General features: G+C 71.3%; 22 protein-coding genes. 3 read left to right on the top strand and 19 right to left on the bottom strand.

What is annotated here, in order from left to right:
* Window positions 1-164 precede the first annotated feature (164 nt).
* From serA to ACH45E_RS38530, 6 genes are all read right to left on the bottom strand, one after another.
* A complete protein-coding gene (gene serA / locus ACH45E_RS38555) occupies window positions 165-1,754 on the bottom strand; it encodes a phosphoglycerate dehydrogenase (protein WP_361451993.1) in 1,590 nt (529 codons plus the stop codon).
* A 265-nt stretch (window positions 1,755-2,019) separates the two neighbouring features.
* Window positions 2,020-3,018: a ketol-acid reductoisomerase gene (gene ilvC / locus ACH45E_RS38550; RefSeq protein WP_361451996.1), complete on the bottom strand. Its 999-nt coding sequence runs from the start codon at window positions 3,016-3,018 to the stop codon at window positions 2,020-2,022.
* Between the two features lie 117 nt (window positions 3,019-3,135).
* A complete protein-coding gene (gene ilvN / locus ACH45E_RS38545; RefSeq protein WP_361451999.1) occupies window positions 3,136-3,660 on the bottom strand; it encodes an acetolactate synthase small subunit in 525 nt (174 codons plus the stop codon).
* Window positions 3,661-3,689: 29 nt separating this feature from the next.
* Window positions 3,690-5,543: an acetolactate synthase large subunit gene (locus ACH45E_RS38540; RefSeq protein WP_361452002.1), complete on the bottom strand. Its 1,854-nt coding sequence runs from the start codon at window positions 5,541-5,543 to the stop codon at window positions 3,690-3,692.
* Window positions 5,544-5,809: 266 nt separating this feature from the next.
* Window positions 5,810-8,857 (bottom strand): EAL domain-containing protein, encoded by a 3,048-nt coding sequence (locus tag ACH45E_RS38535; RefSeq protein ID WP_361452005.1) that lies wholly within the window; start codon window positions 8,855-8,857, stop codon window positions 5,810-5,812.
* A gap of 323 nt (window positions 8,858-9,180) precedes the next feature.
* Window positions 9,181-10,134, bottom strand: a complete 954-nt coding sequence (locus ACH45E_RS38530; RefSeq protein ID WP_361452008.1) for a 2-hydroxyacid dehydrogenase — start codon at window positions 10,132-10,134, stop codon at window positions 9,181-9,183.
* Window positions 10,135-10,209: 75 nt separating this feature from the next.
* On the opposite strand from ACH45E_RS38530, the gene ACH45E_RS38525 reads away from it, so the two are divergent.
* Both ACH45E_RS38525 and ACH45E_RS38520 read left to right on the top strand, forming a co-directional pair.
* Window positions 10,210-11,208 carry an aldo/keto reductase gene (locus ACH45E_RS38525; RefSeq protein ID WP_361452011.1) on the top strand — a complete coding sequence of 333 codons (999 nt, stop codon included), beginning with the start codon at window positions 10,210-10,212 and terminating at the stop codon, window positions 11,206-11,208.
* Window positions 11,209-11,314: 106 nt separating this feature from the next.
* A complete protein-coding gene (locus tag ACH45E_RS38520) occupies window positions 11,315-12,484 on the top strand; it encodes a PQQ-dependent sugar dehydrogenase (RefSeq protein ID WP_361452014.1) in 1,170 nt (389 codons plus the stop codon).
* A 27-nt stretch (window positions 12,485-12,511) separates the two neighbouring features.
* On the opposite strand, the gene ACH45E_RS38515 is transcribed toward ACH45E_RS38520, so the two are convergent.
* The 13 genes from ACH45E_RS38515 to ACH45E_RS38455 all read right to left on the bottom strand — a co-directional run bounded on the left by ACH45E_RS38515 (window position 12,512) and on the right by ACH45E_RS38455 (window position 25,223).
* Window positions 12,512-12,700, bottom strand: a complete 189-nt coding sequence (locus tag ACH45E_RS38515) for a DUF6191 domain-containing protein (RefSeq protein ID WP_361452017.1) — start codon at window positions 12,698-12,700, stop codon at window positions 12,512-12,514.
* A 40-nt stretch (window positions 12,701-12,740) separates the two neighbouring features.
* The gene (locus ACH45E_RS38510; protein WP_361452020.1) at window positions 12,741-15,782 is read right to left on the bottom strand and encodes an AAA family ATPase; all 3,042 of its coding nucleotides are present in this window, start codon (window positions 15,780-15,782) and stop codon (window positions 12,741-12,743) included.
* 116 nt (window positions 15,783-15,898) lie between these two features.
* Window positions 15,899-16,087: a hypothetical protein gene (locus ACH45E_RS38505; RefSeq protein ID WP_361452023.1), complete on the bottom strand. Its 189-nt coding sequence runs from the start codon at window positions 16,085-16,087 to the stop codon at window positions 15,899-15,901.
* 197 nt (window positions 16,088-16,284) lie between these two features.
* A complete protein-coding gene (locus tag ACH45E_RS38500) occupies window positions 16,285-16,845 on the bottom strand; it encodes a hypothetical protein (protein ID WP_361452026.1) in 561 nt (186 codons plus the stop codon).
* A gap of 35 nt (window positions 16,846-16,880) precedes the next feature.
* Window positions 16,881-17,456, bottom strand: coding sequence for a GNAT family protein (locus ACH45E_RS38495; RefSeq protein ID WP_361452029.1), 576 nt, complete (start codon window positions 17,454-17,456; stop codon window positions 16,881-16,883).
* Window positions 17,434-19,662 carry an MMPL family transporter gene (locus tag ACH45E_RS38490; protein ID WP_361452032.1) on the bottom strand — a complete coding sequence of 743 codons (2,229 nt, stop codon included), beginning with the start codon at window positions 19,660-19,662 and terminating at the stop codon, window positions 17,434-17,436. Before ACH45E_RS38490 ends, ACH45E_RS38495 begins: the two co-directional genes overlap by 23 nt.
* Before the next feature lie 203 nt (window positions 19,663-19,865).
* Complete coding sequence (locus ACH45E_RS38485; protein ID WP_361452035.1) at window positions 19,866-20,309, bottom strand: hypothetical protein; 444 nt, start codon at window positions 20,307-20,309, stop codon at window positions 19,866-19,868.
* Between the two features lie 175 nt (window positions 20,310-20,484).
* Window positions 20,485-21,999: an Asp-tRNA(Asn)/Glu-tRNA(Gln) amidotransferase subunit GatB gene (gene gatB, locus ACH45E_RS38480; RefSeq protein WP_361452037.1), complete on the bottom strand. Its 1,515-nt coding sequence runs from the start codon at window positions 21,997-21,999 to the stop codon at window positions 20,485-20,487.
* Between the two features lie 15 nt (window positions 22,000-22,014).
* Window positions 22,015-22,257 (bottom strand): hypothetical protein, encoded by a 243-nt coding sequence (locus ACH45E_RS38475; protein WP_361452040.1) that lies wholly within the window; start codon window positions 22,255-22,257, stop codon window positions 22,015-22,017.
* The gene (gene gatA / locus ACH45E_RS38470) at window positions 22,254-23,747 is read right to left on the bottom strand and encodes an Asp-tRNA(Asn)/Glu-tRNA(Gln) amidotransferase subunit GatA (RefSeq protein ID WP_361452043.1); all 1,494 of its coding nucleotides are present in this window, start codon (window positions 23,745-23,747) and stop codon (window positions 22,254-22,256) included. The genes ACH45E_RS38475 and gatA overlap by 4 nt, the downstream gene beginning before the upstream one ends.
* 6 nt (window positions 23,748-23,753) lie before the next feature.
* Window positions 23,754-24,050, bottom strand: coding sequence for an Asp-tRNA(Asn)/Glu-tRNA(Gln) amidotransferase subunit GatC (gene gatC / locus ACH45E_RS38465; protein ID WP_031117542.1), 297 nt, complete (start codon window positions 24,048-24,050; stop codon window positions 23,754-23,756).
* Between the two features lie 260 nt (window positions 24,051-24,310).
* Window positions 24,311-24,802, bottom strand: a complete 492-nt coding sequence (locus tag ACH45E_RS38460; protein ID WP_361452046.1) for a cupin domain-containing protein — start codon at window positions 24,800-24,802, stop codon at window positions 24,311-24,313.
* 49 nt (window positions 24,803-24,851) lie between these two features.
* Window positions 24,852-25,223, bottom strand: coding sequence for a DUF4267 domain-containing protein (locus ACH45E_RS38455; RefSeq protein WP_361452049.1), 372 nt, complete (start codon window positions 25,221-25,223; stop codon window positions 24,852-24,854).
* Window positions 25,224-25,310: 87 nt separating this feature from the next.
* On the opposite strand from ACH45E_RS38455, the gene ACH45E_RS38450 reads away from it, so the two are divergent.
* Complete coding sequence (locus tag ACH45E_RS38450; RefSeq protein ID WP_361452052.1) at window positions 25,311-25,895, top strand: TetR/AcrR family transcriptional regulator; 585 nt, start codon at window positions 25,311-25,313, stop codon at window positions 25,893-25,895.
* Window positions 25,896-25,911: the final 16 nt, after the last annotated feature.

Below are 25,911 nucleotides of genomic sequence, written 5' to 3'. Positions count from 1 at the left end.
GGGGCGGCCCGGGGGGGCGGGGGTGGGGGGGCGGCTTCTTGCGACGCGGCCCCCCCCCCCCCCGGCCGCCCCCCCCCCCGCGGGGGGGGGGGCGCCCCCCCCCCCCCCCCCCGGCGCTTTCGTACTGCTGCGGCCTACCGGGGCACTACGGGGTCACTACCGGGTCAGACGAGGTTCACGGAGCGGGCCGACGTGGCGCCGATCTCCTCCGCGACCTCGGCCAGCACGCCGGAGCCCACCGTGTCGTCGACGGTCAGCACGGCCAGCGCCTCGCCGCCGACCGCCGCACGGGCGACCTGCATACCGGCGATGTTGATGCCCGCCTCGCCGAGGATGCGGCCGACGGTGCCGACGACGCCCGGACGGTCCTCGTACCGCAGGACGACCATGTGCTCGGCGAGCGCGAGGTCGACGTCGTAGTCACCGACGGCGACGATCTTCTGGAGGTGCTTCGGGCCGGCCAGGGTGCCGGAGACCGACACCTCCTCGCCGTCGGCGAGCGTGCCGCGCACGGTGACCACGTTGCGGTGGTCGGCCGACTCGGAGCTGGTGGTCAGGCGCACCTCGACACCGCGCTCCTGGGCGAACAGCGGGGCGTTGACGTAGGACACGGTCTCGTCGACGACGTCCTCGAAGACACCCTTGAGCGCGGACAGCTCCAGCACCTTCACATCGTGCTGGGTGATCTCGCCGTACACCTCGACGTCGAGGCGGACCGCGACCTCGCCCGCGAGCGCGGTGAAGATCCGGCCGAGGCGCTCGGCGAGCGGCAGGCCCGGCTTGACGTCCTCGGCGATGACACCGCCCTGGACGTTGACCGCGTCCGGCACGAGCTCACCGGCGAGGGCGAGACGGACGGACCTGGCGACGGCGATGCCGGCCTTCTCCTGGGCCTCGTCCGTCGACGCGCCGAGGTGCGGGGTGCACACCACCTGGTCGAACTGGAACAGCGGGGAGTCGGTGCACGGCTCCTTGGCGTACACGTCCAGGCCGGCGCCGGCGACACGGCCCTCCTTGAGGGCGGAGTACAGCGCCTCCTCGTCGACGATGCCACCGCGCGCGGCGTTGACGATCCGCACCGACGGCTTGACCTTGCGCAGCGCCTCCTCGCCGATCAGTCCGAGGGTCTCGGGCGTCTTGGGCAGGTGCACGGTGATGAAGTCGGAGACCTCGAGCAGCTCGTCCAGCGACAGCACCTTGACGCCCATCTGCGCGGCGCGAGCGGGCTGGATGTAGGGGTCGTAGGCGACGACCTTCATCCCGAACGCGGACATGCGCTGCGCGACGAGCGCGCCGATGCGGCCGAGGCCCACGACACCGAGGGTCTTCTCGGCGAGCTCCACGCCCGTGTACTTGCTGCGCTTCCACTCGCCGTTCTTCAGCGCGGCGTTGGCCTGCGGGATGTGGCGGGCGGTGGCGACGAGGAGACCGCAGGCCAGCTCGGCGGCGGTCACGATGTTCGAGGTGGGGGCGTTGACGACCATCACGCCGGCCTTGGTGGCGGCGGAGACGTCCACGTTGTCCAGGCCGACGCCGGCGCGCGCGACGACCTTCAGCTTCTTCGCCGCGGCGATCGCCTCGGCATCGACCTTCGTGGCCGAGCGGATCAGGATCGCGTCCACGTCGGCGATGGCGGGCAGCAGCTCGGCACGGTCGGCGCCGTTGCAGTGCCGGATCTCGAAGTCCGGGCCGAGCGCGTCGACGGTCGCGGGCGAAAGCTCTTCAGCGATGAGTACGACGGGTTTCGAGCTCACGTGAGGTCCTCACAAGTCCAATGCGTGCGGACGGCCGTCCCGACGGCCGCATGCGGTGGAGGGTGGCTTGCCGCGGAAGACGCACGACGCTGTGGGCCTGACGCGTGTTGTGCAGCAGTGTAGTGGCGTGACAGGGGGTGTCTTACGCCTCTGCGGAGAGATCACCCGTCCGTGGCAGGACGGTTTGGCCAAGCCGGGGCCAAGCCAAGGCCAACGGGGCCGGAGCAGTTTGCTCCGGCCCCTGGAGACTGGGCCTTCTGGAAGCCTACGCCTCCTCGTTCACCCAGCTCATCAGCTTGCGGAGCTGCTTGCCGGTGGTCTCCAGCAGGTGCTCGGAGTCCTGCTGCTTGTACTCGTTGTACTTCTTCAGGCCGCCGTGGTACTCGTCCATCCACTGCTGGGCGAACGTGCCGTCCTGGATCTCGGCGAGGACCTTCTTCATCTCCGCCTTGGTGGCGTCGGTGATGATGCGCGGGCCGGTGACGTAGTCGCCCCACTCGGCGGTCTCGGAGATGGACCAGCGCATCTTCTCCAGGCCGCCCTCGTACATGAGGTCCACGATCAGCTTCAGCTCGTGCAGGCACTCGAAGTAGGCGATCTCCGGCTGGTAGCCGGCCTCGGTCAGCGTCTCGAAGCCCGCCTTGACCAGCGCCGCGGTGCCACCGCAGAGGACGGCCTGCTCACCGAACAGGTCGGTCTCGGTCTCCTCGGTGAAGGTGGTCTTGATGACGCCGGCGCGGGTGCCGCCGATGCCCTTGGCGTACGACAGGGCGAGCGCGAAGGCGTTGCCGGAGGCGTCCTGCTCGACGGCGGCGATGCAGGGAACGCCGCGGCCCTCCTCGTACTGGCGGCGGACCAGGTGGCCCGGGCCCTTCGGGGCGACCATGCAGACGTCCACGCCGGCCGGGGGCTTGATGAAGCCGAAGCGGATGTTCAGGCCGTGGCCGAAGAACAGGGCGTCGCCGTCGTTCAGGTTCGGGGCGATGTGCTCCTCGTAGACCTGGGCCTGGATGGGGTCCGGGACCAGGATCATGATGACGTCGGCCTCGGCGGCGGCCTCGGACGGCGTCACCACGCGCAGCCCCTGCTCCTCGGCCTTGGCCTTGGACTTGGAGCCCTCGTGCAGACCGACCCGCACGTCGACACCCGAGTCGCGCAGCGACAGCGCGTGGGCGTGGCCCTGGCTGCCGTAGCCGATGACCGCGACCTTGCGGCCCTGGATGATGGACAGGTCGGCGTCAGCGTCGTAGAACAGCTCGGCCACTTTGGGTTCTCTCCTTGGTGTGCAGGTGTTGCTCCCACCGTATGACGGCGGGCGGGAGGGAGGTTTCGGGATCTCGCGATACGGGCGGCCGGTGTCGCCCGGCCGCCGCAACGAGGGTTACGCCGACCGGTCGAGCGCGCGCAGCGACCGGTCCGTGATCGAGCGGGCGCCGCGGCCGATGGCGATCGTGCCGGACTGGACCAGTTCCTTGATGCCGTACGGCTCCAGCATCTTGAGCATGGCCGACAGCTTGTCGCCGCTGCCGGTGGCCTCGATCGTCACGGCCTCCGGGGAGACGTCGACGGTCTTGGCGCGGAAGAGCTGGACGATCTCGACGATCTGGGAGCGCGTCTCGTTGTCGGCGCGCACCTTCACGAGGACGAGTTCGCGCTGAACGGCCTGCGTGGGCTCCAGCTCCACGATCTTCAGCACGTTGACCAGCTTGTTGAGCTGCTTGGTCACCTGCTCCAGCGGCAGGTCCTCGACCTGCACCACGATGGTGATGCGGGAGATGTCGGGGTGCTCGGTGACGCCGACGGCGAGCGAGTCGATGTTGAAGCCGCGGCGGGAGAACAGCGCGGCGATCCGGGCGAGGATGCCCGGGGTGTTCTCCACCAGGACGGAGAGCGTGTGCTTGGACATGTCTGGTCTTCCTCTTCGCTCTTCCTGGCTCAGTCGTCTTCGTTGTCGCCGAAGTCGGGGCGGACGTCCCGGGCGGCCATGATCTCGTCGTTGGAGGTGCCGGCGGCGACCATCGGCCACACCATCGCGTCCTCGTGGACGATGAAGTCGACGACGACCGGGCGGTCGTTGACGGAGTTCGCCTCTTCGATGACCTTGTCGAGGTCCTCGGGGGACTCGCAGCGGATCGCGTGGCAGCCCATGGCCTCCGACAGCTTCACGAAGTCGGGGACACGGGTGCCGGCGCTCGGGCCCTTGGGCTCGTCGCCCGGGCCGGAGTGCAGCACGGTGTTGGAGTACCGCTGGTTGTAGAAGAGGGTCTGCCACTGGCGGACCATCCCGAGGGCGCCGTTGTTGATGATGGCGACCTTGATCGGGATGTTGTTCAGGGCGCAGGTGGTGAGCTCCTGATTGGTCATCTGGAAGCAGCCGTCGCCGTCGATCGCCCAGACCGCCCGGTCGGGCACGCCCGCCTTGGCGCCCATCGCGGCCGGGACCGCGTAGCCCATGGTTCCGGCGCCGCCGGAGTTCAGCCAGGTGGCGGGCTTTTCGTACTGGACGAAGTGCGCCGCCCACATCTGGTGCTGGCCGACGCCCGCCGCGAAGATCGTGCCCTCGGGCGCGAGCTGCCCGATGCGCTCGATGACCTGCTGCGGGGAAAGGGAGCCGTCCTCGGGCTGGTCGTAGCCGAGCGGGTAGGTCTCGCGCCAGCGGTTGAGGTCCTTCCACCAGGCGGTGTAGTCGCCCTTGGACCCCTCGCTCTGCTCCTTCTGCACCGCCTGGATCAGGTCGGCGATGACCTCGCGGGCGTCCCCGACGATCGGCACGTCGGCGGCGCGGTTCTTGCCGATCTCCGCGGGGTCGATGTCGGCGTGGACGATCTTCGCGTACGGGGCGAAGCTGTCCAGCTTGCCGGTGACGCGGTCGTCGAAGCGGGCTCCGAGGGCGACGATCAGGTCGGCCTTCTGCAGCGCGGTGACGGCGGTGACCGAACCGTGCATGCCCGGCATTCCCACGTGCAGCGGGTGGCTGTCGGGGAACGCGCCGAGCGCCATCAGGGTGGTGGTGACGGGCGCTCCGGTGAGCTCGGCGAGGACCTTGAGCTCGGCGGTGGCGTGGGCCTTGAGGACACCGCCGCCGACGTAGAGGACGGGCCGCCTGGCGGTGGTGATCAGCTTGGCGGCCTCGCGGATCTGCTTGGCGTGCGGCTTGGTCACCGGGCGGTAGCCGGGCAGGTCCATGACGGGCGGCCAGGAGAAGACGGTCTTCTTCTGGAGGATGTCCTTGGGGATGTCGACCAGGACCGGTCCGGGGCGGCCGGTGGAGGCGATGTGGAACGCCTGCGCGATCACCCGCGGGATGTCCTCGCCCTTGGTGACCAGGAAACTGTGCTTGGTGATCGGCATGGTGATGCCGACGATGTCCGCCTCCTGGAAGGCGTCCGTACCGATCGCGGAGGACACCACCTGCCCGGTGATCGCGACCAAGGGCACCGAGTCCATGTTGGCGTCGGCGATCGGGGTGACCAGGTTGGTGGCGCCGGGTCCCGAGGTCGCCATGCAGACGCCCACCTTGCCGGTGGCCTGCGCGTAGCCGGTGGCCGCGTGGCCGGCGCCCTGCTCGTGCCGGACCAGGACGTGGCGGACCTTGGTGGAGTCCATCAGCGGGTCGTACGCCGGGAGGATGGTGCCGCCGGGGATGCCGAATACCGTGTCAGCGCCGACCTCCTCGAGGGAGCGGATGAGGGACTGCGCGCCCGTGACGTGCTCGACGGGGGCGGAGTGCTGTCCTCCGGATCGGGGCCGCGGCTGCGGATGGTTGGCCCCGGTGGCCTGCTCGGTCATCGGCATTCTCTTCTCGATGCTGAGGTTTTTGCGAGGGTTTCGCGAAGTGTTTCGCGAGGTTTGTGCGGTGTACGACTGCTGTACGACAGGTGCCTGTGCAACAAAAAACCCCTCGTGCCGTAAGGCAAGCGAGGGGAGCGCGCCGGTGAGGGTCGCTGGGGTTTCCGGATCGTCCTCCGGTGGGTCCCAGCTCAGCCGACGCGCTGTCCAAGTACGAGGATTCGGGTGCGCATGGCACTGACCCTCCCCCCGACGCGCACCACGTGTCAAGTGGGTGGGACGGGAGTCTCATTATGTGAGCGTAGGGCACTGCCGCCTCCGAAGACCGCGGAGACACCGCCGGTGACACCACTGGTGTACACCCCCGCCGCACCGCCCGCGAAGGCCGGCGCCGGCTCGGCCGGTGCGTGCGGAACCGGATAGTGGCCGGATCCGAGCGCTCTGCGCAGCCGGTACTCGTCCAGCGGCCCGGAGAAGGCCATGCCCATCCCGTGGGTGCAGCCCATCGCGCGCAGCGCCGCGACCTGCTCGGGCAGGTCCACGCCCTCGGCCACGGACTGCAGCCCGAGGTCGGTGGCGATGCGGAGCAGCCCGCTTGTGATCTTGTGCAGCCGCGCCGACTCCACGACGCCCTCGACCAGGCCGCGGTCGAGTTTCAGTACGTCGACGGGGAGTCTGCGCAGTGCCGTGATCGCCGCGTAGCCGCTGCCGAAGCCGTCCAGCGCGATGCGGACGCCGAGCCGGCTGAGGGCGGTCAGGCGCCGCTCCAGCTCGTCCAGGCTGACCCGGGGGTCGGTGTCGGACAGTTCGAGGACCAGCGAGCCGGAGGCCAGCCCGTGCCGGGTGAGGAGGGCTTCCACCGAGCCGAGCGGCATGGAGCGGTCCAGCAGCCGCCGGGCGCTCATCCGGACGGACACGGGCACGGTGAGCCCGGTCGCGGCCCGCTCGGCGGCCTGTTCCACGGCCTCCTCGAGGATCCAGCGGCCGAGTTCCGAGGTCTTGTCGCTGTCCTCGGCCACCCGCAGGAACTCCGCCGGGGTGAACAGCACCCCTTGAGAGGAGCGCCAGCGGGCTTGCGCGGAGACCGATGTGATCCGGCCGTTCTCCAGGCACACCACCGGTTGGTGCAGCAGTGCGAACTCGCCGTCGTGCAGCGCGGCACGCAGCCGCGTGGCCAGCTCCGCCTTGCGCACCACGTCCTGCTGCATCTGGGGCTTGTACAGCTCGACGCGGCCCTTCCCGGCCGACTTGGCCCGGTACATCGCCAGGTCGGCGTTGCGCAGCAGCTCACCCGCGCCGAGGTCGGGTTCGGCGAAGGCGACGCCGATGGAGGCGTTGACGCGGACGTCGTTGCCGTCGATGAGGTACGGCTGGGAGAGGGTCAGCCTGAGGCGGTCGGCGAGCTCCAGGATGTTCCGCTCCCGGGCGGCACGGTCACGGGTGCCGTCCCCGACGATCAGGGCCGCGAACTCGTCGCCGCCCAGCCGGGACGCGGTGTCCCCGTGCCGGACCGCGTCCTGGAGTCTGCGGGCGGCCTGGACGAGCAGTTCGTCCCCGGCCTGGTGCCCGATCGTGTCGTTGACGGCCTTGAATCCGTCCAGGTCGATGAAGAGGACGGCCGTGCCGCGCAGATGGGCACCCCGGTCGGAGGCGCGGCGGCCGGACAGGGCCTGCTGCACGCGCTTGGTGAACAGGGAGCGGTTGGGCAGGTCGGTGAGCGGGTCGTGCTCGGCGTTGTGCTGGAGCTGCGCCTGCAGCCGCACTCTCTCGGTCACGTCCCGGCTGTTGAAGATGAGGCCGCCGTGGTGGCGGTTGACGGTGGACTCGACGTTGAGCCAGCGGCCCTCGCCGGACCGGAAGCGGCACTCGATGCGGGTGGTGGGTTCCTCGAGCGGGCTGGCGGCGAGGAAGCGGCGCACCTCGTGCACCACGCAGCCCAGGTCCTCCGGGTGGATGAGAGCGGCCAGTTCGGTGCCCACCAGTTCCTCGGCGGGCCGTCCGTAGACCCCGGCGGCGGCCGGGGAGACGTACCGGAGGATGCCGTTGGGCGCGGCGATCATGATGACGTCGCTGGAGCCCTGCACCAGGGAGCGGAAGTGGTTCTCCGTCTGGGCCAGTTCCTGGGTGAGGGTGATGTTGTCGAGCAGCATGATGCCCTGGCGTACGACGAGCGCGAGCACCACGCAGCCGGCGGTGATCAGCACCACGTGGTCGGGGCTGCGGCCGTCGAGGACGTTGTACAGGATGCCCAGCGTGCACACCGCCGCGGCCAGGTACGGGGTGAGCGCGGCCAGGGAGCCGGTCAGGGGCGGGGCCGCCGGGTACCGGCTGTGATCACCTCCCGGCGCGGGCTCGGGGGCGGTGGCCGCCGTCTTGTGGTGGCCGCCGCCGCGCTGTCCGGGCACGTGCTCGTGGACCACGCGCGTGTGGCCGTCGGCGGCACTCCGGTCCCGGTCGGCGTTCTGCTGACCCTGGTGCCGGGGAGCGGCCCAGGGGGCGTACGCCAGGAGCAGGGAGCCGGCGAACCAGCCCGCGTCGAGCAGTTGGCCCGAGTGGTAGCTGCTGTGCAGCAGCGGAGAGGTGAACAGGGCGTCGCACAGCACGGTCAGGGCGAGCGCGCCGATGGCGGTGTTCACCGCCGTGCGGTTGCCCGGTGCGCGCCGGAAGTGCAGGGCGAGCACCATGCTGACGAGCGCGATGTCGAGCAGCGGGTACGCCAGCGACAGGGCGGCGTGCGCCACGCTCGGCCCCTCGAACCGGGCGGCCTGGGCGAGCGCGAGGCTCCACGACAGGGTGAGCAGCGAGCCGCCGATCAGCCAGGCGTCCAGCGCCAGACAGATCCAGCCCGCCTTGTTCGCGGGGCGCTTGGCGAGGACCAGCAGCCCCACGATGGCGGGCGGCGCGAAGCACAGGAAGAACAGGTCGGCGTAGCTGGGACTGGGCACGGCCTGGTCCAGCACGACCTCGTACCAGCCCCAGACCGCGTTGCCCAGGGCCGCCATCGCCGACGAGAGGGCGAACAGCAGCCAGGCGGGTCGAAAGCGGACCCTGGGGCTGCGGGCGTAGAGGAAGCAGGAGACCGCGGCGGTGCCGGCCGCGCCGGTGAGCCCGAAGTCGCCCATGAACAGCGCGACTTCGTTCGAGCCCCAGCCGAACGCGGAACCGACGGCGTATCCCGCGCAGATCAGGGCCAGGACCAGCTGGTGGACCAGGCGTGAGCCGTCGCCGGATGCCGGCGGACGGGGCAGCAGCGTCCCCGACGGGCGCTGCGGGCGCAGTGCCGTGTCGAGGGTCGTCACGGGCGGGGGGCTCACCGGGCCCTCCCGGTCCGTGGGTGGTGGCTGGTGTGGTGGTGGCTGGTGTGGTGGCCGCGCTTGCGCGTGGCCTTGCGCCAGGGTCGCCGTCGGCGGCTCCGCCGCGTCGGATCGTTCGTCCATAGGCCGTGCATCGCCCGTCGCCCCCCTCACAAATTCTGAAATGTCCATCCCCGGCGCCGAACGGTCCGCGGCGCAGCCCCTGTCGGGACGATACACCAGTCTCGTCACTCAGGGACATAGCTTCTCTACGCTCCGTGACGATCAACGGCGAGGTGCGTACGCGCTGCGTCCACAAGGTCGCGGAGGGTACGCGAAACGGATTACGACCCTGCCGGGGAGCCTGTTGTAAGGATCACGTTGCGCAGGGGCTCCTGGTTCACGAAACGGCGCAACTGGTCTGCCAGCAGCCGTTCGGCGCGCGGCAGGAACGCCGAGGTGGGGCCGCCCACATGGGGGCTGATCAGCACGCCCGGTGCCCGCCACAGGGGGTGCGCCGGGGGCAGCGGCTCCGGGTCGGTGACGTCCAGGGCGGCGGTGATGCGCCCGGTGTCCAGCTCGGCGAGGAGCGCCTTGGTGTCGACGACGGGCCCCCGGGACACATTGACCAGGAGCGCCCCGTCCTTCATCCGGGCCAGGAAGTCGGCGTCGACCAGGCCTCGGGTTTCCGCTGTCAAGGGGGTGGCCAGGACGACGACATCGGCTTCCGGGAGCAGGGAGGACAGTTCGGTGAGCGGGTGCACCGGACCGCGCGCCGTGGTGCGCCTTGAGCGCGCGACGCGCGCCACCCGCGCGAGTTCGAACGGCGCGAGCCGGTCCTCGATGGCTGCGCCGATGGCTCCGTAGCCGACGATGAGGACGGTCCGGTCGGCGAGGGCCGGACGGAAACCGGCGCGCCATTCCCCCTTGTCCTGCGCCCGTACGAAGTCGGGGATGCCGCGCAGCGAGGCGAGGATCAGCGCGAGCGTGAGCTCGGCGGTGCTGGCCTCGTGCACCCCGCGCGCGTTGCACAGCCGCACGCCCGGGTGGACCTGGCTCAGGCCCCGTTGCACGTTGTCGACACCGGCGGAGAGCGTCTGCACGACCTGGAGCGAGCGCATGTACGGCAGCGGGCGTACGCACAGGGCGCTGGGCTTCATATAGGGCACGACGTAGAAGGCGCAGTCGGCCGGGTCCGCGGGGAACTCCTCCTCCCCGTTCCAGAACCGGTAGCGGAGTTCCTCGGGGAGCCCCTCGATCTCCTCGGCCGGGAGGGGGAGCCACACGTCAGCAGTCATGCTCTGGAGGCTATGTCAGGGACCTGCGGGCGCAGAGGTTAGGTTGGGGGCCGGTCAGAGGGAGGTTCACGGCAGGTGGAGCGCAGGACGATCGGCGCGGGGGCGCTCGCGGTGGGGTCCGTCGGCCTCGGGTGCATGCCGATGAGCTGGGCGTACAGCGGGTCGCGGCAGCGGGGCGAGGAGTCGGTCAGGGCGGTGCACCGGGCGCTGGACCTGGGCTCGACGCTCCTGGACACGGCCGACATGTACGGGCCCTTCACCAACGAGCTGCTGCTGGGCCGGGTGCTCAAGGAGCGGCGCGCGGACGCCTTCGTGTCGACCAAGGTCGGCCTGCTGGTCGGCGAGCAGCACATCGTGGCCAACGGGCGGCCGGGGTATGTGAAGCGGGCGTGCGACGCGTCGTTGCGCCGGCTCCAGACGGATGTGATCGACCTCTACCAGTTGCACCGCGCGGACCCCGAGGTGCCGGTCGAGGAGACGTGGGGTGCGATGGCGGAGCTCGTGCGGGCCGGAAAGGTACGGGCGTTGGGGCTGTGCGCGGTGGGTGCGCGGGCCGGCCGCCGTTCGGGCCGCGGGCTGCACGACGCCACGCTGCGGCAGCTCGAGCGGGTGCAGCAGGTCTTCCCGGTGAGCGCGGTGCAGGCCGAGCTGTCGGTGTGGTCGCCGGAGGCGCTGGCGGGGCTGCTGCCCTGGTGCGAGGCGCGGGGTGTCGGTTTCCTGGCCGCGATGCCGCTGGGCAACGGCTTCCTGACCGGGACGATGACCCCGGGCGAGGGTTTCGAGCGGGACGACGTCCGGGCCCGCCACCCCCGGTTCACGGCCGAGATGATGGCCGCCAACCAGCCGATCGTGGTCGGCCTGCGCCGTGTCGCGCGCCGGCACGGCGAGGAGGTGACCCCCGCCCAGGTGGCCCTGGCGTGGGTGCTGGCCCAGGGCCGCCATGTCGTCCCGGTTCCCGGCGCCAAGCAGGAGCGCTGGGTGGCCGCGAACGCCTCGGCGGCCGGGCTCCGGCTGACTGCGGAGGACCTGGCGGAGGTGGCGGGGCTGCCCGCGGCACAGGGGTCGTGGGACTGAACGCGCCGCGTGCCGGATGCGGGGGCGCGGAGTGGGAACCCGGCCCTCATGGGCGGTGTGTGAGAGACAGTGGAGGTTCCGCTGGAACCGCCGCTGTGAAGGGACCATGATCGTGCAACGTCGAGCTGTGACGGCCGCGTTGGCCGCTGCCGCGCTCCTGCTGGCGGCCGGCTGCTCCTCGGACGGGGGTTCGTCGCCGGGTGGCGGCGGGAGTACGACGGCGGGGGGAGCGTCGTCCGGTGCGTCCCCCTCGGGGCGGGCGGCCGAGCGGACACCGCCCGCCAAGGGCACGGTGCGGGTGGTGCGCACGGTCGCCGAGGGACTGAAGTCCCCGTGGGGCCTCGCTCCCCTGCCGGACGGCGGCCTGCTCGTCTCGTCCCGGGACGACGGGACGGTCGTCCGGGTCGACGAGAAGACGGGCAGGAAGACGGAGCTGGGCAAGGTCTCCGGGGTCTCCCCGGCCGGCGAGGGCGGCCTCCTGGGCATCGCCCTCTCCCCCGACTACGCCTCGGACCACATGATCTACTCCTACTTCACCTCGGCCTCCGACAATCGCATCGTCCGCATGCTCTACGACGAGCACAAGCCCGCCGGCGAACAGCTCGGCGCCCCCGACACGGTCTTCAAGGGCATCCCCAAGGGCTACATCCACAACGGCGGCCGGATCGCCTTCGGCCCGGACGGCATGCTCTACGCGGGCACGGGCGAGAGCGGACAGCGGGGCCTGGCCCAGGACAAGAAGTCGCTGGGCGGCAAGATCCTCCGGATGACCCCGGAGGGCGAACCGGCGACGGGCAACCCCTTCCCCGGCTCGCCGGTGTACAGCTACGGGCACCGCAATGTGCAGGGTCTCGCCTGGGACGGCGAACAACGCCTGTTCGCCTCGGAGTTCGGCCAGGACACCTGGGACGAGCTGAACGCGATCAAGCCCGGCGGCAACTACGGCTGGCCGGACGCCGAGGGCAGGTCGGACGACCCCCGGTACCAGAACCCCGTCGCCCAGTGGCACACCGACGACGCCTCCCCCAGCGGCATCGCCTACGTGGACGGCGTCATCTGGATGGCCGGCCTGAAGGGGCAGCGCCTGTGGCGCATCCCGCTGAACGGCACGAAGGCCTCGGCGGACCCGCAGGCCTTCCTCACCGGTACGTACGGCCGCCTGCGCACCGTGGCGGCGGCGGGCGGCGACAAGCTGTGGCTGGTCACCAGCAACACGGACGGCCGGGGCAAGCCGAAGAGCGGGGACGACCGGATCCTGGAAGTACGGGTGAAGTAAGGCGGCGACGCTCACTCCCCGGCACGCTCAGTCTTCGGCGGTGTCCTCCTCGGGTTGCTGCGGCAGCCGTACGAGGACCTGTCCGGAGGCGAGATCTATCGGCCCGCGTCCGGGATCGCCGTCGCCGACGTCCTCCCGGGTCAGCTCCAGCCGGTTCTGCTCGTCGCGGGTGTGTTTGCGGCCGGGCGCGAACAGCTCCTCGAAGACGTTGAACACGCGCTGCCTCCCCGGGCCGACATCCCATCCAGCGTAGGCCTCACCCCGCCGACCGGGACGTGGGTGTTTCGGCCGGAAACAGCCGCTGCCGATGCGCCACCGCCGCCGCCTCCCCCCGTCCGGAGACACCGAGCTTGGCCAGGATGTTCGACACGTGGACGCTTGCCGTCTTCGGGGAGATGAACAGTTCCTCGGCTATCTGGCGGTTGGTGCGGCCGGCGGACACCAGACGCAGGACGTCCCGCTCCCGGCTGGTGAGGCCGAGCGCCTCGGCGGGGTCGGTGGCGACTACCGGCCGCGGGGCACGGGCCGGGGTGAGGCGGGCGCGCTGGGCGAGCAGGGTGACGGCGTCGGCGAGCGTGCGGGCGCCCAGGTGGTCGGCGACGGCCCCGGCGAGGCGGAGCAGCTCCGCTGCGCGGTCGCGCTGGTCGTCGCCGCCGTCGGACAGCAGGGCCTGGGCGAGCCGGTGCCGGACGCGGGCGAGGTCGTAGGGGCGTTCCAGGCACTCGAAGGCGGTCACCGCCTCCGACCAGATGTCCGCGGTGTCCTCGCCGGTGGCGCGCAGCAGTTCGGCGCGGGTCCATCTCTCGTACGCGTGCCAGACGGGCAGGCCGGTGGTGAGTTTCCTGACGGCCTCCGAGAGTCGGTCCAGGAAGTCGGCCCGGCCCTCCGTCGTGGCGGGAAGGGTACGGGCGTCGGCCTCGGCGGTGGCGGCGGCCACCAGCAGGGGCCAGGCGTAGCGGTGGGTGCCGGGCGGGAAGCCGGGTTCCACGACGCGCAGCAGTTCGGCGCGGGCGTCGAGCAGTCTGCCCTCCGCCGCGGCGATGCCGATGGCGATGCGGGCCAGCGGCAGCCAGTGCTGGGGCATGGGGTCGTGGGGGCCGTAGTGGGCGCGGGCGGTGGCCAGATGGCGGCCGGCCTCGGCGATGTCGCCCCGGCCGAGCGCCAGGTCGGCGAGGCGGAGGGCGCCCATGCCCCGGGGTTTCGCGCTGTGTCCTACGGCGAGCGCGTTGGCCGCGGCCTCGTTGGCCTCGTCCCACTGGCCGAGCCCGTACTGCGCCGCGGAGAGGTTGCCCCACACCCACGCCTCGGTGTCCAGCAGGCCCAACTTGCGGGTGAAGGTGATCCCCTCCCGCAGGATCGGGAGGGACTCCCGGGCGCGGCCGACCGCCCCCAGTTCGCTGGACAGGTTCACATAGGCGCGGCCCGCGACGCGTGTGACGCCTTCCTGGAGTGCCTGCTCCTTGACCTCGCGCATCTGTGCGAGCCCGGCTTCGGCGTCGCCCGCGTCGACCATGAGGCCGCCGAGGGTGAGCCGGGCGTGCAGCTCGGTCTCCCGGGCGCCCACCATGCGCGCGTACTGCAGGGCCCGTTCGGCGGCGGCGAGGGCGTCGGGTCCGGGCTCGTGCAGCATGGACCAGTTGGCGACATAGGCGAGGACCTCGGCGTGCACCTCCGACGGCGGCAGTCCGCGGACCAGTTCCTGCGCGGTGGCCAGCTCCTTCCAGCCGTCGCCGCGGGCCTGGTCCTGGACCAGGCGGGAGCGCTGTACCCAGAACCAGGCGGCGCGCAGCGGGTCGTCCTCGTCCTCCAGCAGCCGCAGCGCCCGTTTGGCGATCTTCATGGCGCGTTCCCGTTCCCCGCAGAAGCGGCCCGCGACGGCCGCCTCCGCCATGAGGTCGAGGTAGCGCAGGGGTGTGGTGGCGGGGTCGCAGCCGCAGGGGGGATAGACCTCGGTGTAGTCGACGGGGCGCAGGGCTTTGCGTACGTCCTCGGGGACGGTGTCCCACAGCTCCATCGCCCGCTCCAGCAGGCGCAGTTGTTCGCTGTAGGCGTGCCGGCGACGGGCGACGACCGAGGCGTCCAGGACGGCCGGCAGGGCCTTGGCGGCGTCATGGGCGTGGTACCAGTAGCTGGCCAGGCGCATCACGCGTGCGTCGGCGGGGACGAGCGCCGGGTCGGCCTCCAGGGCCTCGGCGTAGCGGCGGTTGAGGCGGGAGCGCTCGCCGGGGAGCAGGTCGTCGGCGACGGCCTCGCGGACCAGGGAGTGGCGGAAGCGGTAGCCGTCGCCGGCGGGTGTGGCGCTGAGCAGGTTGGCGTTGACGGCGGCGCGCAGCGCCTCGATGAGGTCGTCCTCGGGCAGCCGGGCGACGGCGGCGAGCAGCCGGTATTCGACGGTGGAGCCGCCTTCGGCGACGATCCGGGCGATCCGCTGGGCGGCTTCGGGGAGTGCCTCGACGCGGACCAGGAGCAGGTCGCGCAGGGTGTCGGTGAGGCCCGTGCAGCAGCCTTCGCAGGAGGCGACGGCGAGTTCCTCCACGAAGAAGGCGTTGCCGTCGGAGCGTTCGAAGATCTCGTCGACCTGGGCGGGGTCGGGTTGGGTGGCGAGGATGCCGGCGATCTGGCGGCCGACCTCCTCGCGGGTGAAGCGGGCGAGTTCGAGGCGGTGGACGGTGCGCAGCCGGTCGAGTTCGGCGAGCAGGGGGCGCAGCGGGTGGCGGCGGTGGATGTCGTCGGAGCGGTAGGTGGCGAGGACGACGAGCCGGCCGGTGCGCAGGGTGCGGAAGAGGTAGGCGAGGAGGTGGCGGGTGGAGGCGTCGGCCCAGTGCAGGTCCTCGAGGGCGAGGACGACGGTGCGTTCGGCGGCGACGCGTTCGAGGAGGCGGGCGGTGAGTTCGAAGAGGCGGGCCATGCCCTGCTCGTCGTGCCTGCTGGAGGTGGCCTCGCCGAGTTCGGGCAGCAGCCGGGCGAGTTCCTCCTCCTGTCCGGCGGCCGCGGCGGCCAGTTCGCCGGGAAGGGCCTGGCGCAGGGTGCGCAGGGCGGTGGAGAAGGGGGCGAAGGGCAGCCCGTCGGCGCCGATCTCCACGCAGCCGCCCAGCGCGACCACGGCGCCGTGGCGGCAGGCGGCGGTGGCGAACTCCTCGACGAGCCGTGTCTTGCCGACGCCTGCCTCGCCGCCGACCACCAATGCCTGCGGCTCCCCCGCGGCGGCACGGGCGAGCGCGTCGTTCAGGACGCCCAGTTCGTCGGTGCGGCCGACGAATACGGGACTGACGGATCTGGTCTCCACGGGCCAGAGCATCGCATGCGGGCCGGATGGCGTGGGACGGGTTTTCCACAGCACCGGCACGCTTGTCGTACGACCATATGGGAGAGGGCGGCCGACCCCCGTCCGGCCGCCCTCCTCCGCCTCCGCCCTCATGCGGCGCGGGCGAGCCGGTCCCGGCGTGGGCGGTGGGTATGGGCCTCGGTCTCGGCGGCTCGGCGGGCCGCCTCCTCGCGGCGGGCCGCACGCCGGCCGCGGACGGCCTCGCGGGCCAGGCGCTCGGCCTCGGCACGGCGGTGCAGCTCGGTGGAACGGGCATGGTGCAGTTCAAGCTCGAACATGGTGACTTCCCTGGTGAGAGGTGGTTTCCGGATCGGTTCCGGTGATGACTCCACTGTCGTCTCCCAGGGGGGTGTGCCACATCGGGAAAGTTCCGCATCTTGGGCGGGCCGACGGGGCCGGGACACATGTAAGGGGCCTCAGACCGTCCGTGAGGTGTTCACGGACCGCCTAAGGCCCCTCAGATCGGGTGGTCGGCTCAGCTCGCGGAGGGCACGGCGAGCAGGGCGTCGGAGTACTTCAGGACGGCCAGGAGCAGGCCGATGACTCCGAGCGAGACGCCCGCCCAGGCGACCGACTTGATCCACGCGGCCTGCGGCTTCCCCGGGGCGCCGAAGGCGGGCCGGGCCAGGACCACGACGCCGGTGATCAGCGCGACCAGGGCGAACAGGCCGGCCCACAGCGCGGTGGTGTGCCAGGAGTCGCCGTAGACCTTGAGCTGCTCGGCGACGCCCGAACTCTGGGACATCTTCATCTGGCCGATGAGGGTCTCCCGCGAGGCGGCCACGGTGCCGATCCAGCCGCCGGTGAGCGAGACCACGCCCAGGGCGGCGGAGGCCACGGCACCGGCACCCTGTCCGACACCGGAGGGACCCGCCTCCTCGGTCACGCCGGCCGGCTCCTCGATGTCGCTCTCCTCGTTCTCGGCCGTCACCTGGCCGGCGGCACGCTCCTCCTCGGTCTTGGTGACGTCTGCCGTCGCCTCGCCCTTCTTGGCCTCGGCTCCGGTCTCGGCTTCGTCCACTGTCTTCGTTCCCATGCCTCGCACCGTACGGACGCTGTCTGAGAGGTCTCTTAATGATCGTCGTGGGCGGCACGCGCGCGTGCCGTACGCCACTCGGGGGCGAGCACCGCCCAGATCTCGGTGCTGGTGCGCACGCCCCGGTAGAGATCGTTTTCCCTGAGCACGCCCTCGCGGGTCATGCCCAGCCGTCGCGCCACGTTGATGCTGGGTTCGTTGGCCGACGACACGTACCACTCCACACGGTGCATGCCACGCTCGTCAAACGCCCATTCCAGCAGGACCCGCATACCGCGCGTGACCAGCCCGCGTCCGGCGGCGGAGGGCTCCACCCAGCAGCCGGCCTCGCAGACCCCGCCGGCCGTGTCCCAGACGCGGAACATCAGCCCGCCGACGAGCCTGCCGTCCAGCCACACCCCGTGCAGGCTGCCGGCGTCCGCGGCGCGCTTGTCGGCGTAGGTGCGCAGCCAGGAGCGGGCCGACTCCAGGTCCCTGACCACGTCCGGCAGACCGACGTGGCGGCCGATGAACTCCCGCCCCCGGTCGATGTTGGCGATGAGTTCCTCGGCGTGCCAGGTCTCCAGGGGGCGAAGCTCGGCACCGTCGTCACCCAGCGATATCGCGTACATCGCGCTGCTGCTCCTCCTGCAGTACCACCACGGCCTCCGTGAGCCTCTCACGCGGGACACGGCACTCGGGCGGCTCGATGCTGATGCGCGGGAGACGGCTCTCCAGCCAGTGCGGCAGCCACCAGTTGGCGCTGCCGAGCAGGTGCATCAGGGCGGGGACGAGGAGGGTGCGCAGCACGAAGGCGTCCAGGGCGACGGCGGAGGCCAGCGCGATGCCGAACATCGCGATCACCCGGTCGCCGCTGAGCACGAAGGCGAGGAAGACCGAGATCATGATGACCGCGGCGGAGTTGATCACCCGGCTGGTCTCGGCGAGGCCGACGCGGACGGCCCGCCGGTTGTCGCCGGTCTCGAGCCACTCCTCGTACATCCGGCTGACCAGGAAGACCTGGTAGTCCATGGAGAGGCCGAAGAGCACCGACACCATGATCACGGGGAGGAAGGGCTCGATCGGACCCGCCCTGCCGAGGCCGAGCAGCTCACTGCCGCAGCCCCACTGGAAGACGGCGACGACGATGCCGAAGGCGGCGGCGACGGCGGCGATGTTCATCACGGCGGCCTTCAGCGGGATGCCGAGCGAGCGGAAGGCGACCAGGAGCAGCAGGCAGCCGAGCCCGATGACGACCGCGACGAACAGGGGCAGCTTGCCGATGATCACGCCGGCGAAGTCGTCGTAGCTCGCGGTCACACCGCCGACGCGCACATCGAGCGAGGTGCCGGCCTCCGCGCGCGGGAGGACCTCGGTGCGCAGCCGGTCGACGAGCTCGCTGGTCCGCTGCGACTGGGGCGCGGAGTCGGGGACGACGGTGAGGTAGGCGGTGTCGCCGCCGCTGTCGTAGCGCACGGGCGTCACGGACGCGACGCCCTCGGTGGCGCGCAGGGTGGCGTCGAGGTTGTCGAGGGCCAGTCGGCCGGCGCCGCCGTCCACCCGTGTCACCAGGGTGAGCGGCCCGTTGACGCCGGGTCCGAAGCCCTCGGCGAGGAGGTCGTACGCCTGGCGTGTGGTGGACGGCTTCGGGTCGTTGCCCTGGTCGGAGGTGCCGAGGCGGAGGGCGAGCGTGGGCAGTGCGAGGAGGGCGATGACGGCCACGGCCGCGGAGCCGAGCAGCTTGGGGTGGCGTTCGACGAAGGCGGACCAGCGGGCGGCGAGGCCCGTGGGCAGCTCCGGCTGCGGTCCGTGCTCGGCCAGCCGGCGGCGCTCGCGCCGGCTCAGGGCGCGCGGGCCGATGAAGGACAGCAGCGCGGGCAGCAGGGTCACGGCCGCCGCGACGGTGAGCACCACGGTCAGCGAGGCGGCGACGGCGACACCGTTGAGGAAGCCCAGCCGCAGCATGACCATCCCGAGCAGGGCGATGCACACAGTGGCGCCCGCGAAGACGACGGCACGTCCGGTGGTGGCGACGGCGCCCACCGCGGCCTCGGTGACCTCCAGACCGCGCTTCAGTCCACGCCGGTGCCGGGTCACGATGAACAGCGCGTAGTCGATGCCGACGCCGAGCCCGATCAGCATGCCGAGCATGGGGGCGAAGTCGGCGACGGTCATGGCGTGGCCGAGCAGCACGGTCGCGGCGTACGCGGTGCCGACGCTCACCAGCGCGGTGGCGATGGGCAGCAGCGAGGCGGCGAGCGAGCCGAAGGCGAGGAACAGCACGACCGCGGCCACGACCACGCCGGCCGCCTCGGCCAGGTGACCGCCGGAGGGCTTCGTCAGCGCGATGGCGCTGCCGCCCAGCTCGACCTGAAGTCCGTCGGCCTCGGCGGACTTGGCGGCGCGTACGACGGCCCGGGCCTCGGACTTGCTGACGTCCTCGGCCTGCCGGTCGAAGGTGACGGTGGCGTACGCGGTGTGTCCGTCGCGGCTGATCCTGCCGGTGCCCGGTCCGTCGTACGGACTTGTCACCGCGGCCACGCCCGGCAGGCCGGCGATCCGGTCGAGGGCCTGGGTCATGGTCTGTTCGACGTCGGCGGCGCGGACCGTGCCGGAGGTGGTGTGCCAGACGACGGTGTCTCCGTCGCCGGCCAGGTCTGGGAAGCCCTGCCGCAACAGCTGGGCGGCGCGGCCGGATTCGGTGCCGGGTACCTCGTAGTCGTTCGAGTAGGCGGAGCCGGTGAAGGCCGCGGCCGCGGTCGCCCCGCCGAGGGCGAGGAGCCACAGCAGGACGGCTACCAGGCGGTGCCGGACACACCAACGGGCAAGGAATGCCACGGACGTGCTCCCAGGGGCGGAATGTGGGTCTTTGGCCGGGAACGATCGTCCAGAAATGGAACAGCCCGCAAAGAACGTGTGAGCAAGGGGAGTACAACTCTTGCAGGCGGAAGTGACCGATTACCGCGGTCCCGGGCTTGTGCACGCGACTGGGAGGCACATCACAGGACAGTCACGCTGACTCTGTCACCCCGCGGGGAAGTTCAGTCGAACTGGTCTCCGAGCGCCATGATCATCGTGCCCACGATCAGCAGCCACAGCGCCCGCCGGGTACGGCCCTTGGCCCCCAGCACCCCGGCGAGCGCGCACACGCCCGCACCGACGCCGTACGCGGCCGGCACGAGGGCCGGTACGTCGCTCAGGCGCATCAGCGACGCGGTGACACCGGCCAGCGTCAGCACGGCTCCGGTGCCGCCGGCCATCCAGCGGGCCCGGCGCGCGTCCTCGGCCGGGTCCTCGTCCTGCTCCTCGGCGAGGTCCTCGGCCTGGCCCTCCGCCTGGCCCTCTGTCCGGTCCTCCGTCCGGTCCTCCGTCCGGTCCTCCGCCTGATCCTCCGCCTCGTCCTCAGCGGGCTCCTCGGCAGGGACCTCTACGTCGTTCACCTCGGCTATCTCAGATCGCGTGCCGGAAGCAATACGTCCACTCATGGCGGGCGAGCGTAGTACCTGTCGCTGAGTGGTCCAGGTGCGGGGAGCGGCGTCGACTGCTATCGAACTCTTGCGCATACCTTCTCGGTACGCGGCACGCGAGGCGCCCGTTCAAAGCGGCAGGCAGGCGAACGGCCCCGGAGGTCCTGCCTCCGGGGCCGTACACCGTGCGGACTCAGCCCTCGCTGACGCCCAGCTTCTCCAGGATGAGCTCCTTGACGCGGGCCGCGTCGGCCTGGCCCCGGGTGGCCTTCATGACCGCGCCGACCAGGGCGCCGGCCGCGGCCACCTTGCCGCCGCGGATCTTGTCCGCGATGGCCGGGTTGCCGGCGATGGCCTCCTCGACGGCGGTGGTGAGCGCGCCCTCGTCGGAGACGACCTTCAGACCGCGCTTGTCGACGACCTCGTCCGGGGTGCCCTCCCCCGCGAGGACGCCCTCGATGACCTGCCGGGCCAGCTTGTCGTTCAGATCACCCTTCGAGACCAGCTCGGTGACCCGGGCGACCTGCGCCGGCGTGATCGCCAGCTCGTCCAGGGACGTGCCGGACTCGTTGGCGCTGCGCGCCAGTTCGCCCATCCACCACTTGCGGGCGGAGGCCGCGTCGGCACCGGCGTCGATCGTGGCGACGATCGGGTCCAGCGCGCCCGCGTTGAGGATCGCCTGCATGTCGGTGGCGGAGATGCCCCACTCGGCGAGCAGCCGGGTACGGCGGGCCAGCGGCATCTCGGGCAGCGCCGCCCGGATCTCCTCGACCCACTCGCGGGACGGGGCCACCGGGACGAGGTCAGGCTCCGGGAAGTACCGGTAGTCCTCGGCCTCCTCCTTCACGCGGCCCGAGGTCGTCGACCCGGTGTCCTCGTGGAAGTGCCGGGTCTCCTGGATGATCGTGCCGCCGGACGACAGCACGGCCGCGTGCCGCTGGACCTCGAAGCGGGCCGCGCGCTCCACGGACCGCAGCGAGTTGACGTTCTTCGTCTCGGAACGGGTGCCGAACTTCTCGGTGCCGTTCGGGCGCAGCGACAGGTTCACGTCGCAGCGCATCTGGCCCATCTCCATGCGGGCCTCCGACACGCCGAGCGCCCGGATGAGCTCGCGCAGCTCACGCACGTACGCCCGGGCGACCTCGGGAGCACGCTCGCCGGCGCCCTCGATCGGCTTGGTGACGATCTCGATCAGCGGGATGCCGGCGCGGTTGTAGTCCAGCAGGGAGTGGGACGCGCCGTGGATCCGGCCGGTGGCGCCGCCGACGTGCGTCGACTTGCCGGTGTCCTCCTCCATGTGGGCGCGCTCGATCTCCACGCGGAAACTCTCGCCGTCCTCCAGCTGCACGTCGAGGTAGCCGTTGAAGGCGATCGGCTCGTCGTACTGGGAGGTCTGGAAGTTCTTCGGCATGTCCGGATAGAAGTAGTTCTTCCGGGCGAAGCGGCACCATTCGGCGATCTCGCAGTTCAGCGCGAGGCCGATCTTGATCGCGGACTCGACGCCGGTCGCGTTGACGACCGGGAGCGCGCCGGGCAGGCCGAGGCAGACCGGGCAGGTCTGCGAGTTGGGCTCGGCGCCCAGCTCGGTCGAACACCCGCAGAACATTTTGGTCTTGGTGCCGAGTTCGACATGGACCTCGAGGCCCATGACGGGGTCGTACGACGCCAGCGCGTCCTCGTACGACACCAGGTCGGTCGTGGTGGTCACGGTGAAACTTCCCTCTCAGCCCAGCAGGACGTCGTCGTCGCCCAACCGCTTCAGCTCGCGGTAGAGGATGGCGAGGCCGGTGACGATGGCGGCGGCGGACACGGCGGCGTCGACCAGACGGAGCGTGTCGCTCTCGGCGCGGGCCAGCTTGGCCTGCTTGGCGACGCCGACCGCGCCGAACGCGGTGGTGGCCATGGACAGGTAGAGGCCGGACTTGGACTTCTTGAAGCCCTTGGCCTTCGACATTGCCTTGCTCACAGCGACGGAGCCTCCTCCAGGAGCGGGTGCCCCCACCTTTCCACGAAGGCGGCCTCCACCGCGGCACCGACCTTGTAGAGCCGGTCGTCCTTCAGTGCCGGGGCGATGATCTGCAGACCGACCGGGAGGTTGTCCTCCGGGGCGAGACCGCAGGGCAGCGACATGGCCGCGTTGCCCGCCAGGTTGGTCGGGATGGTGCACAGGTCGGCCAGGTACATCGCCATCGGGTCGTCGGCGCGCTCGCCGATCGCGAAGGCGGTGGTCGGGGTCGTCGGGGAGACGATCACGTCGACCTGCTCGAAGGCCTTCTCGAAGTCGCGCGTGATGAGCGTGCGGACCTTCTGCGCGCTGCCGTAGTAGGCGTCGTAGTAGCCGCTCGACAGGGCGTACGTACCGAGCATGACGCGGCGCTTGACCTCGGGGCCGAAGCCCGCCTCACGGGTGAGGGAGGTGACCTCCTCGGCCGAGTGGCCGCCGTCGTCGCCGGTGCGCAGGCCGTAGCGCAGGCCGTCGAAGCGGGCGAGGTTGGAGGAGCACTCGGACGGCGCGATGAGGTAGTACGCCGACAGGGCGAGGTCGAAGGACGGGCAGTCCAGCTCGACGATCTCGGCGCCCAGTTCCTTCAGCAGCTCCACGGACTCGTCGAAGCGCTGGATGACGCCGGCCTGGTAGCCCTCGCCGCGGAACTGCTTGACCACGCCGACACGCATGCCCGCCACGCTGCCGCTCAGGGCGGCCTCGACGACCGGCGGGACCGGGGCGTCGATGGAGGTGGAGTCGAGCGGGTCGTGGCCGGCGATCACCTCGTGCAGGAGGGCCGCGTCCAGGACCGTACGGGCACAGGGGCCGCCCTGGTCCAGGGAGGACGAGAACGCCACCATGCCGAAGCGGGAGACCGCGCCGTAGGTCGGCTTCACACCGACCGTGCCGGTGACGGCGGCCGGCTGGCGGATGGAACCGCCGGTGTCGGTACCGATGGCGAGCGGGGCCTGGAAGGAGGCGAGGGCGGCGGAGGAGCCGCCGCCGGAGCCGCCGGGGATCTTGGTGAGGTCCCAGGGGTTCCCGGTCGGGCCGTATGCGCTGTTCTCGGTGGAGGACCCCATGGCGAACTCGTCCATGTTGGTCTTGCCGAGGATGACGACGTCGGCGGCCTTCAGCCGCTTGGTGAGCGTCGCGTCGTACGGCGGGATCCAGCCCTCGAGGATCTTCGAGCCGACCGTGGTCGGAATGCCCTCGGTGGTGAAGATGTCCTTGAGCGCGAGCGGGACGCCGGCCAGCGGGCCGAGCTTCTCGCCGCGGGCCCGCTTCTCGTCCACGGCGCGGGCCTGGGCGAGGGCGCCCTCGCGGTCCACGTGCAGGAAGGCGTGCACCTTCTCGTCGACGGCCTCGATGCGCGCGAGGTGGGCCTCGGTGACCTGGACGGCCGTGAGCTCGCCGGAGGCGATCTTCTCGGCGGTCTGGGCCGCGGTGAGCTTGATGATGTCCGTCATGACTTCTTAGTCCTCCCCCAGGATCTGCGGCACCTTGAAACGCTGCTGCTCCTGGGCCGGGGCGCCGGAGAGCGCCTGCTCGGGGGTGAGCGAGGGACGGACCTCGTCCGGGCGCATGACGTTCGTCAGCGGGAGCGGGTGCGAGGTCGGCGGTACGTCTTGGTCGGCGACCTCGCTGACGCGGGCGACCGCGCCGATGATGTCGTCCAGCTGTCCCGCGAAGTGGTCGAGCTCTTCGGGCTTCAGCTCCAGACGCGCCAGCCGGGCGAGGTGGGCGACCTCCTCGCGCGTGATGCCAGGCATGCAGCGTTCCTCTGGGGTGAGTGTGTGTGGTTTGGGGCGGGGGGCTGGCGTCGCATTCCCGCCCTCCGCCCGGAGAGCGGGCCACGCGGCGTCTGGCGCGTGCGATCGCAAGGCGCCGGAGCGCCCTCGTGGCGGAGCCACGTGGGCGATTCGGCAACGCCGCGAGCGTGCGTGCCAGGCGTCGCGGGGCAGGCGGGAATGTGACGCCAGTCCCCAATCCTATGGGGCGGGGCGGCGTGCCCGTGAAACGGTTTGCCCTGTCACCGGCGGGAGTCCCAGGCGGGGCTGCGCAGGAAGTGGTTGTCGTACAGGTCCTGCACCTCGAGAAGGCTCTCCGGGGTGGCCTCGCCGAGGGCTATGCGCTGCAGGTGGCGGAAGTACTCGAAGCGCTCGACGCCCGGGGTGAGGACGATCAGCAGATCGGCGTCGGCGCCCGGCACGGCGGCGAAGGCGTGCGGCCTGCCGGGCGGGACGATGACGAGGTCGCCGGGGCCGGCGGTGACGACGTCCTCGCCGGAGAGGATCTCGGCGGCGCCGTCGAGCAGGAAGAACATCTCGGCGGAGTTGTCGTGCCAGTGCGGTTTGGCGCCGTCGGCGCCGCCCGTGAGGGTGACGCGCTGGGTGGACAGGGCGCCGCCGGTCGCGCTGCTGTCGGCCAGCAGGCGGATGGTGGTGGGCGCGCGGCCGACGACTTCGGCCTCGGCCTCGCGGACGATCACGGACTCGTCGAACTTCGGAACGAACAGCGACATGTCCAAACCCCCGGTCGATGCGGTTGACGTGCTCGGAAGAGTGCTGTGGTCAGACGAGGAAGAGCAGGGCGGCGCTGATCAGTACAACGACCGCGGTGGCGAAGTGGATCCCGAACGCGACGGCTTTCGTACCGCCGTGCCGCAGGACTATCAGCGTGTCGCCGAGCGGCAGGAGTGCCACGCAGAGCATGAACCAGGCCTCGGGGCGCGCCCCGGCGAAGGCCAGCAGTACCAGGCCCACCACACCGAACGTGCCGTCTTTGAGGCCCTTGTTGGTCAGGTAGGCGCCGGCGTCGCCGCCGGGGTCCGCCGGGACGCCGTAACCGGCGGCCGCGGGGCCGGGCTGGAACAGGAACCGGTAGCCGAGGAACAGGCAGAACACGTCGAGCACGATGGCCAGGGTGTACGCGGTGACGGTCATGTCGCTTCTCCTTGCTAGCAGCGCTAGGGACAAGAGCGAAGCTAGCAGAGCATCGACAGATTGGCTAGCGGTGCTAGAATCAAGAGCATGTCGATCCAGACGCGCCGGGAGCGCGAACGAGCGGAGCGCGAGCGGTTGATCGTCACGGCCGCGCGCGAACTGGCGGAAGCCGAGGGCTGGGACGCGGTGACGACCCGACGGCTGGCCGCCGAGATCGAGTACAGCCAGCCCGTCCTCTACAGCCACTTCAAGGGCAAGGACGCGATCATGGCCGCGGTCGCGGTGCAGGGCTGCGCGGACCTGGCCGTCGAACTACGGGCGGCGCGTACGGCGGCCGAGGGCGCCCGGGCCACGCTGACGGCGGTGGGCGAGGCGTACACCGCGTTCGCCCGGCGCCGGCCGGCCCTCTACGACGCCATCTTCACGCTCACCGTGGACCTGCCGTTCGCGACGCCCGAGGCCCCGGCAGCGTTGCAGGAGGCGTTCGGTGAACTGCTGCAGACCGTGCAGCCGATCGCGGCGGACGGGGACGACCTCGGCGCCCTCACGGAGACGTACTGGGCCTGCCTGCACGGGCTGGTCACGCTGATGCGCAGCGGCCGTCTGCCCGAGCACGCCCACGAGACCCGGCTGGCGCTGCTGATCGGTCACTTCACGGCGCGGGCGGACTGACGGGACTCCGCGGGAA

It is taken from the genome of Streptomyces sp. NPDC020299 (assembly GCF_044387825.1).
Lineage (GTDB): Bacteria > Actinomycetota > Actinomycetes > Streptomycetales > Streptomycetaceae > Streptomyces.
The sequence above is the reverse complement of the archived record's forward strand: the minus strand, read 5'-3'. Positions and strand labels throughout refer to the sequence as shown.

Coding starts and splice junctions, on each gene's coding strand:
- ilvN (WP_361451999.1), bottom strand. CDS start 3,660: ATGTCCAAGCACACGCTCTCCGTCCTGGTGGAGAACACCCCGGGCATC.
- ACH45E_RS38540 (WP_361452002.1), bottom strand. CDS start 5,543: ATGACCGAGCAGGCCACCGGGGCCAACCATCCGCAGCCGCGGCCCCGA.
- ACH45E_RS38530 (WP_361452008.1), bottom strand. CDS start 10,134: ATGACTGCTGACGTGTGGCTCCCCCTCCCGGCCGAGGAGATCGAGGGG.
- ACH45E_RS38520 (WP_361452014.1), top strand. CDS start 11,315: ATGATCGTGCAACGTCGAGCTGTGACGGCCGCGTTGGCCGCTGCCGCG.
- ACH45E_RS38510 (WP_361452020.1), bottom strand. CDS start 15,782: ATGCTCTGGCCCGTGGAGACCAGATCCGTCAGTCCCGTATTCGTCGGC.
- ACH45E_RS38505 (WP_361452023.1), bottom strand. CDS start 16,087: ATGTTCGAGCTTGAACTGCACCATGCCCGTTCCACCGAGCTGCACCGC.
- ACH45E_RS38500 (WP_361452026.1), bottom strand. CDS start 16,845: ATGGGAACGAAGACAGTGGACGAAGCCGAGACCGGAGCCGAGGCCAAG.
- ACH45E_RS38495 (WP_361452029.1), bottom strand. CDS start 17,456: ATGTACGCGATATCGCTGGGTGACGACGGTGCCGAGCTTCGCCCCCTG.
- ACH45E_RS38485 (WP_361452035.1), bottom strand. CDS start 20,309: ATGAGTGGACGTATTGCTTCCGGCACGCGATCTGAGATAGCCGAGGTG.
- gatA (WP_361452043.1), bottom strand. CDS start 23,747: ATGACGGACATCATCAAGCTCACCGCGGCCCAGACCGCCGAGAAGATC.
- gatC (WP_031117542.1), bottom strand. CDS start 24,050: ATGCCTGGCATCACGCGCGAGGAGGTCGCCCACCTCGCCCGGCTGGCG.
- ACH45E_RS38460 (WP_361452046.1), bottom strand. CDS start 24,802: ATGTCGCTGTTCGTTCCGAAGTTCGACGAGTCCGTGATCGTCCGCGAG.
- ACH45E_RS38455 (WP_361452049.1), bottom strand. CDS start 25,223: ATGACCGTCACCGCGTACACCCTGGCCATCGTGCTCGACGTGTTCTGC.
- ACH45E_RS38450 (WP_361452052.1), top strand. CDS start 25,311: ATGTCGATCCAGACGCGCCGGGAGCGCGAACGAGCGGAGCGCGAGCGG.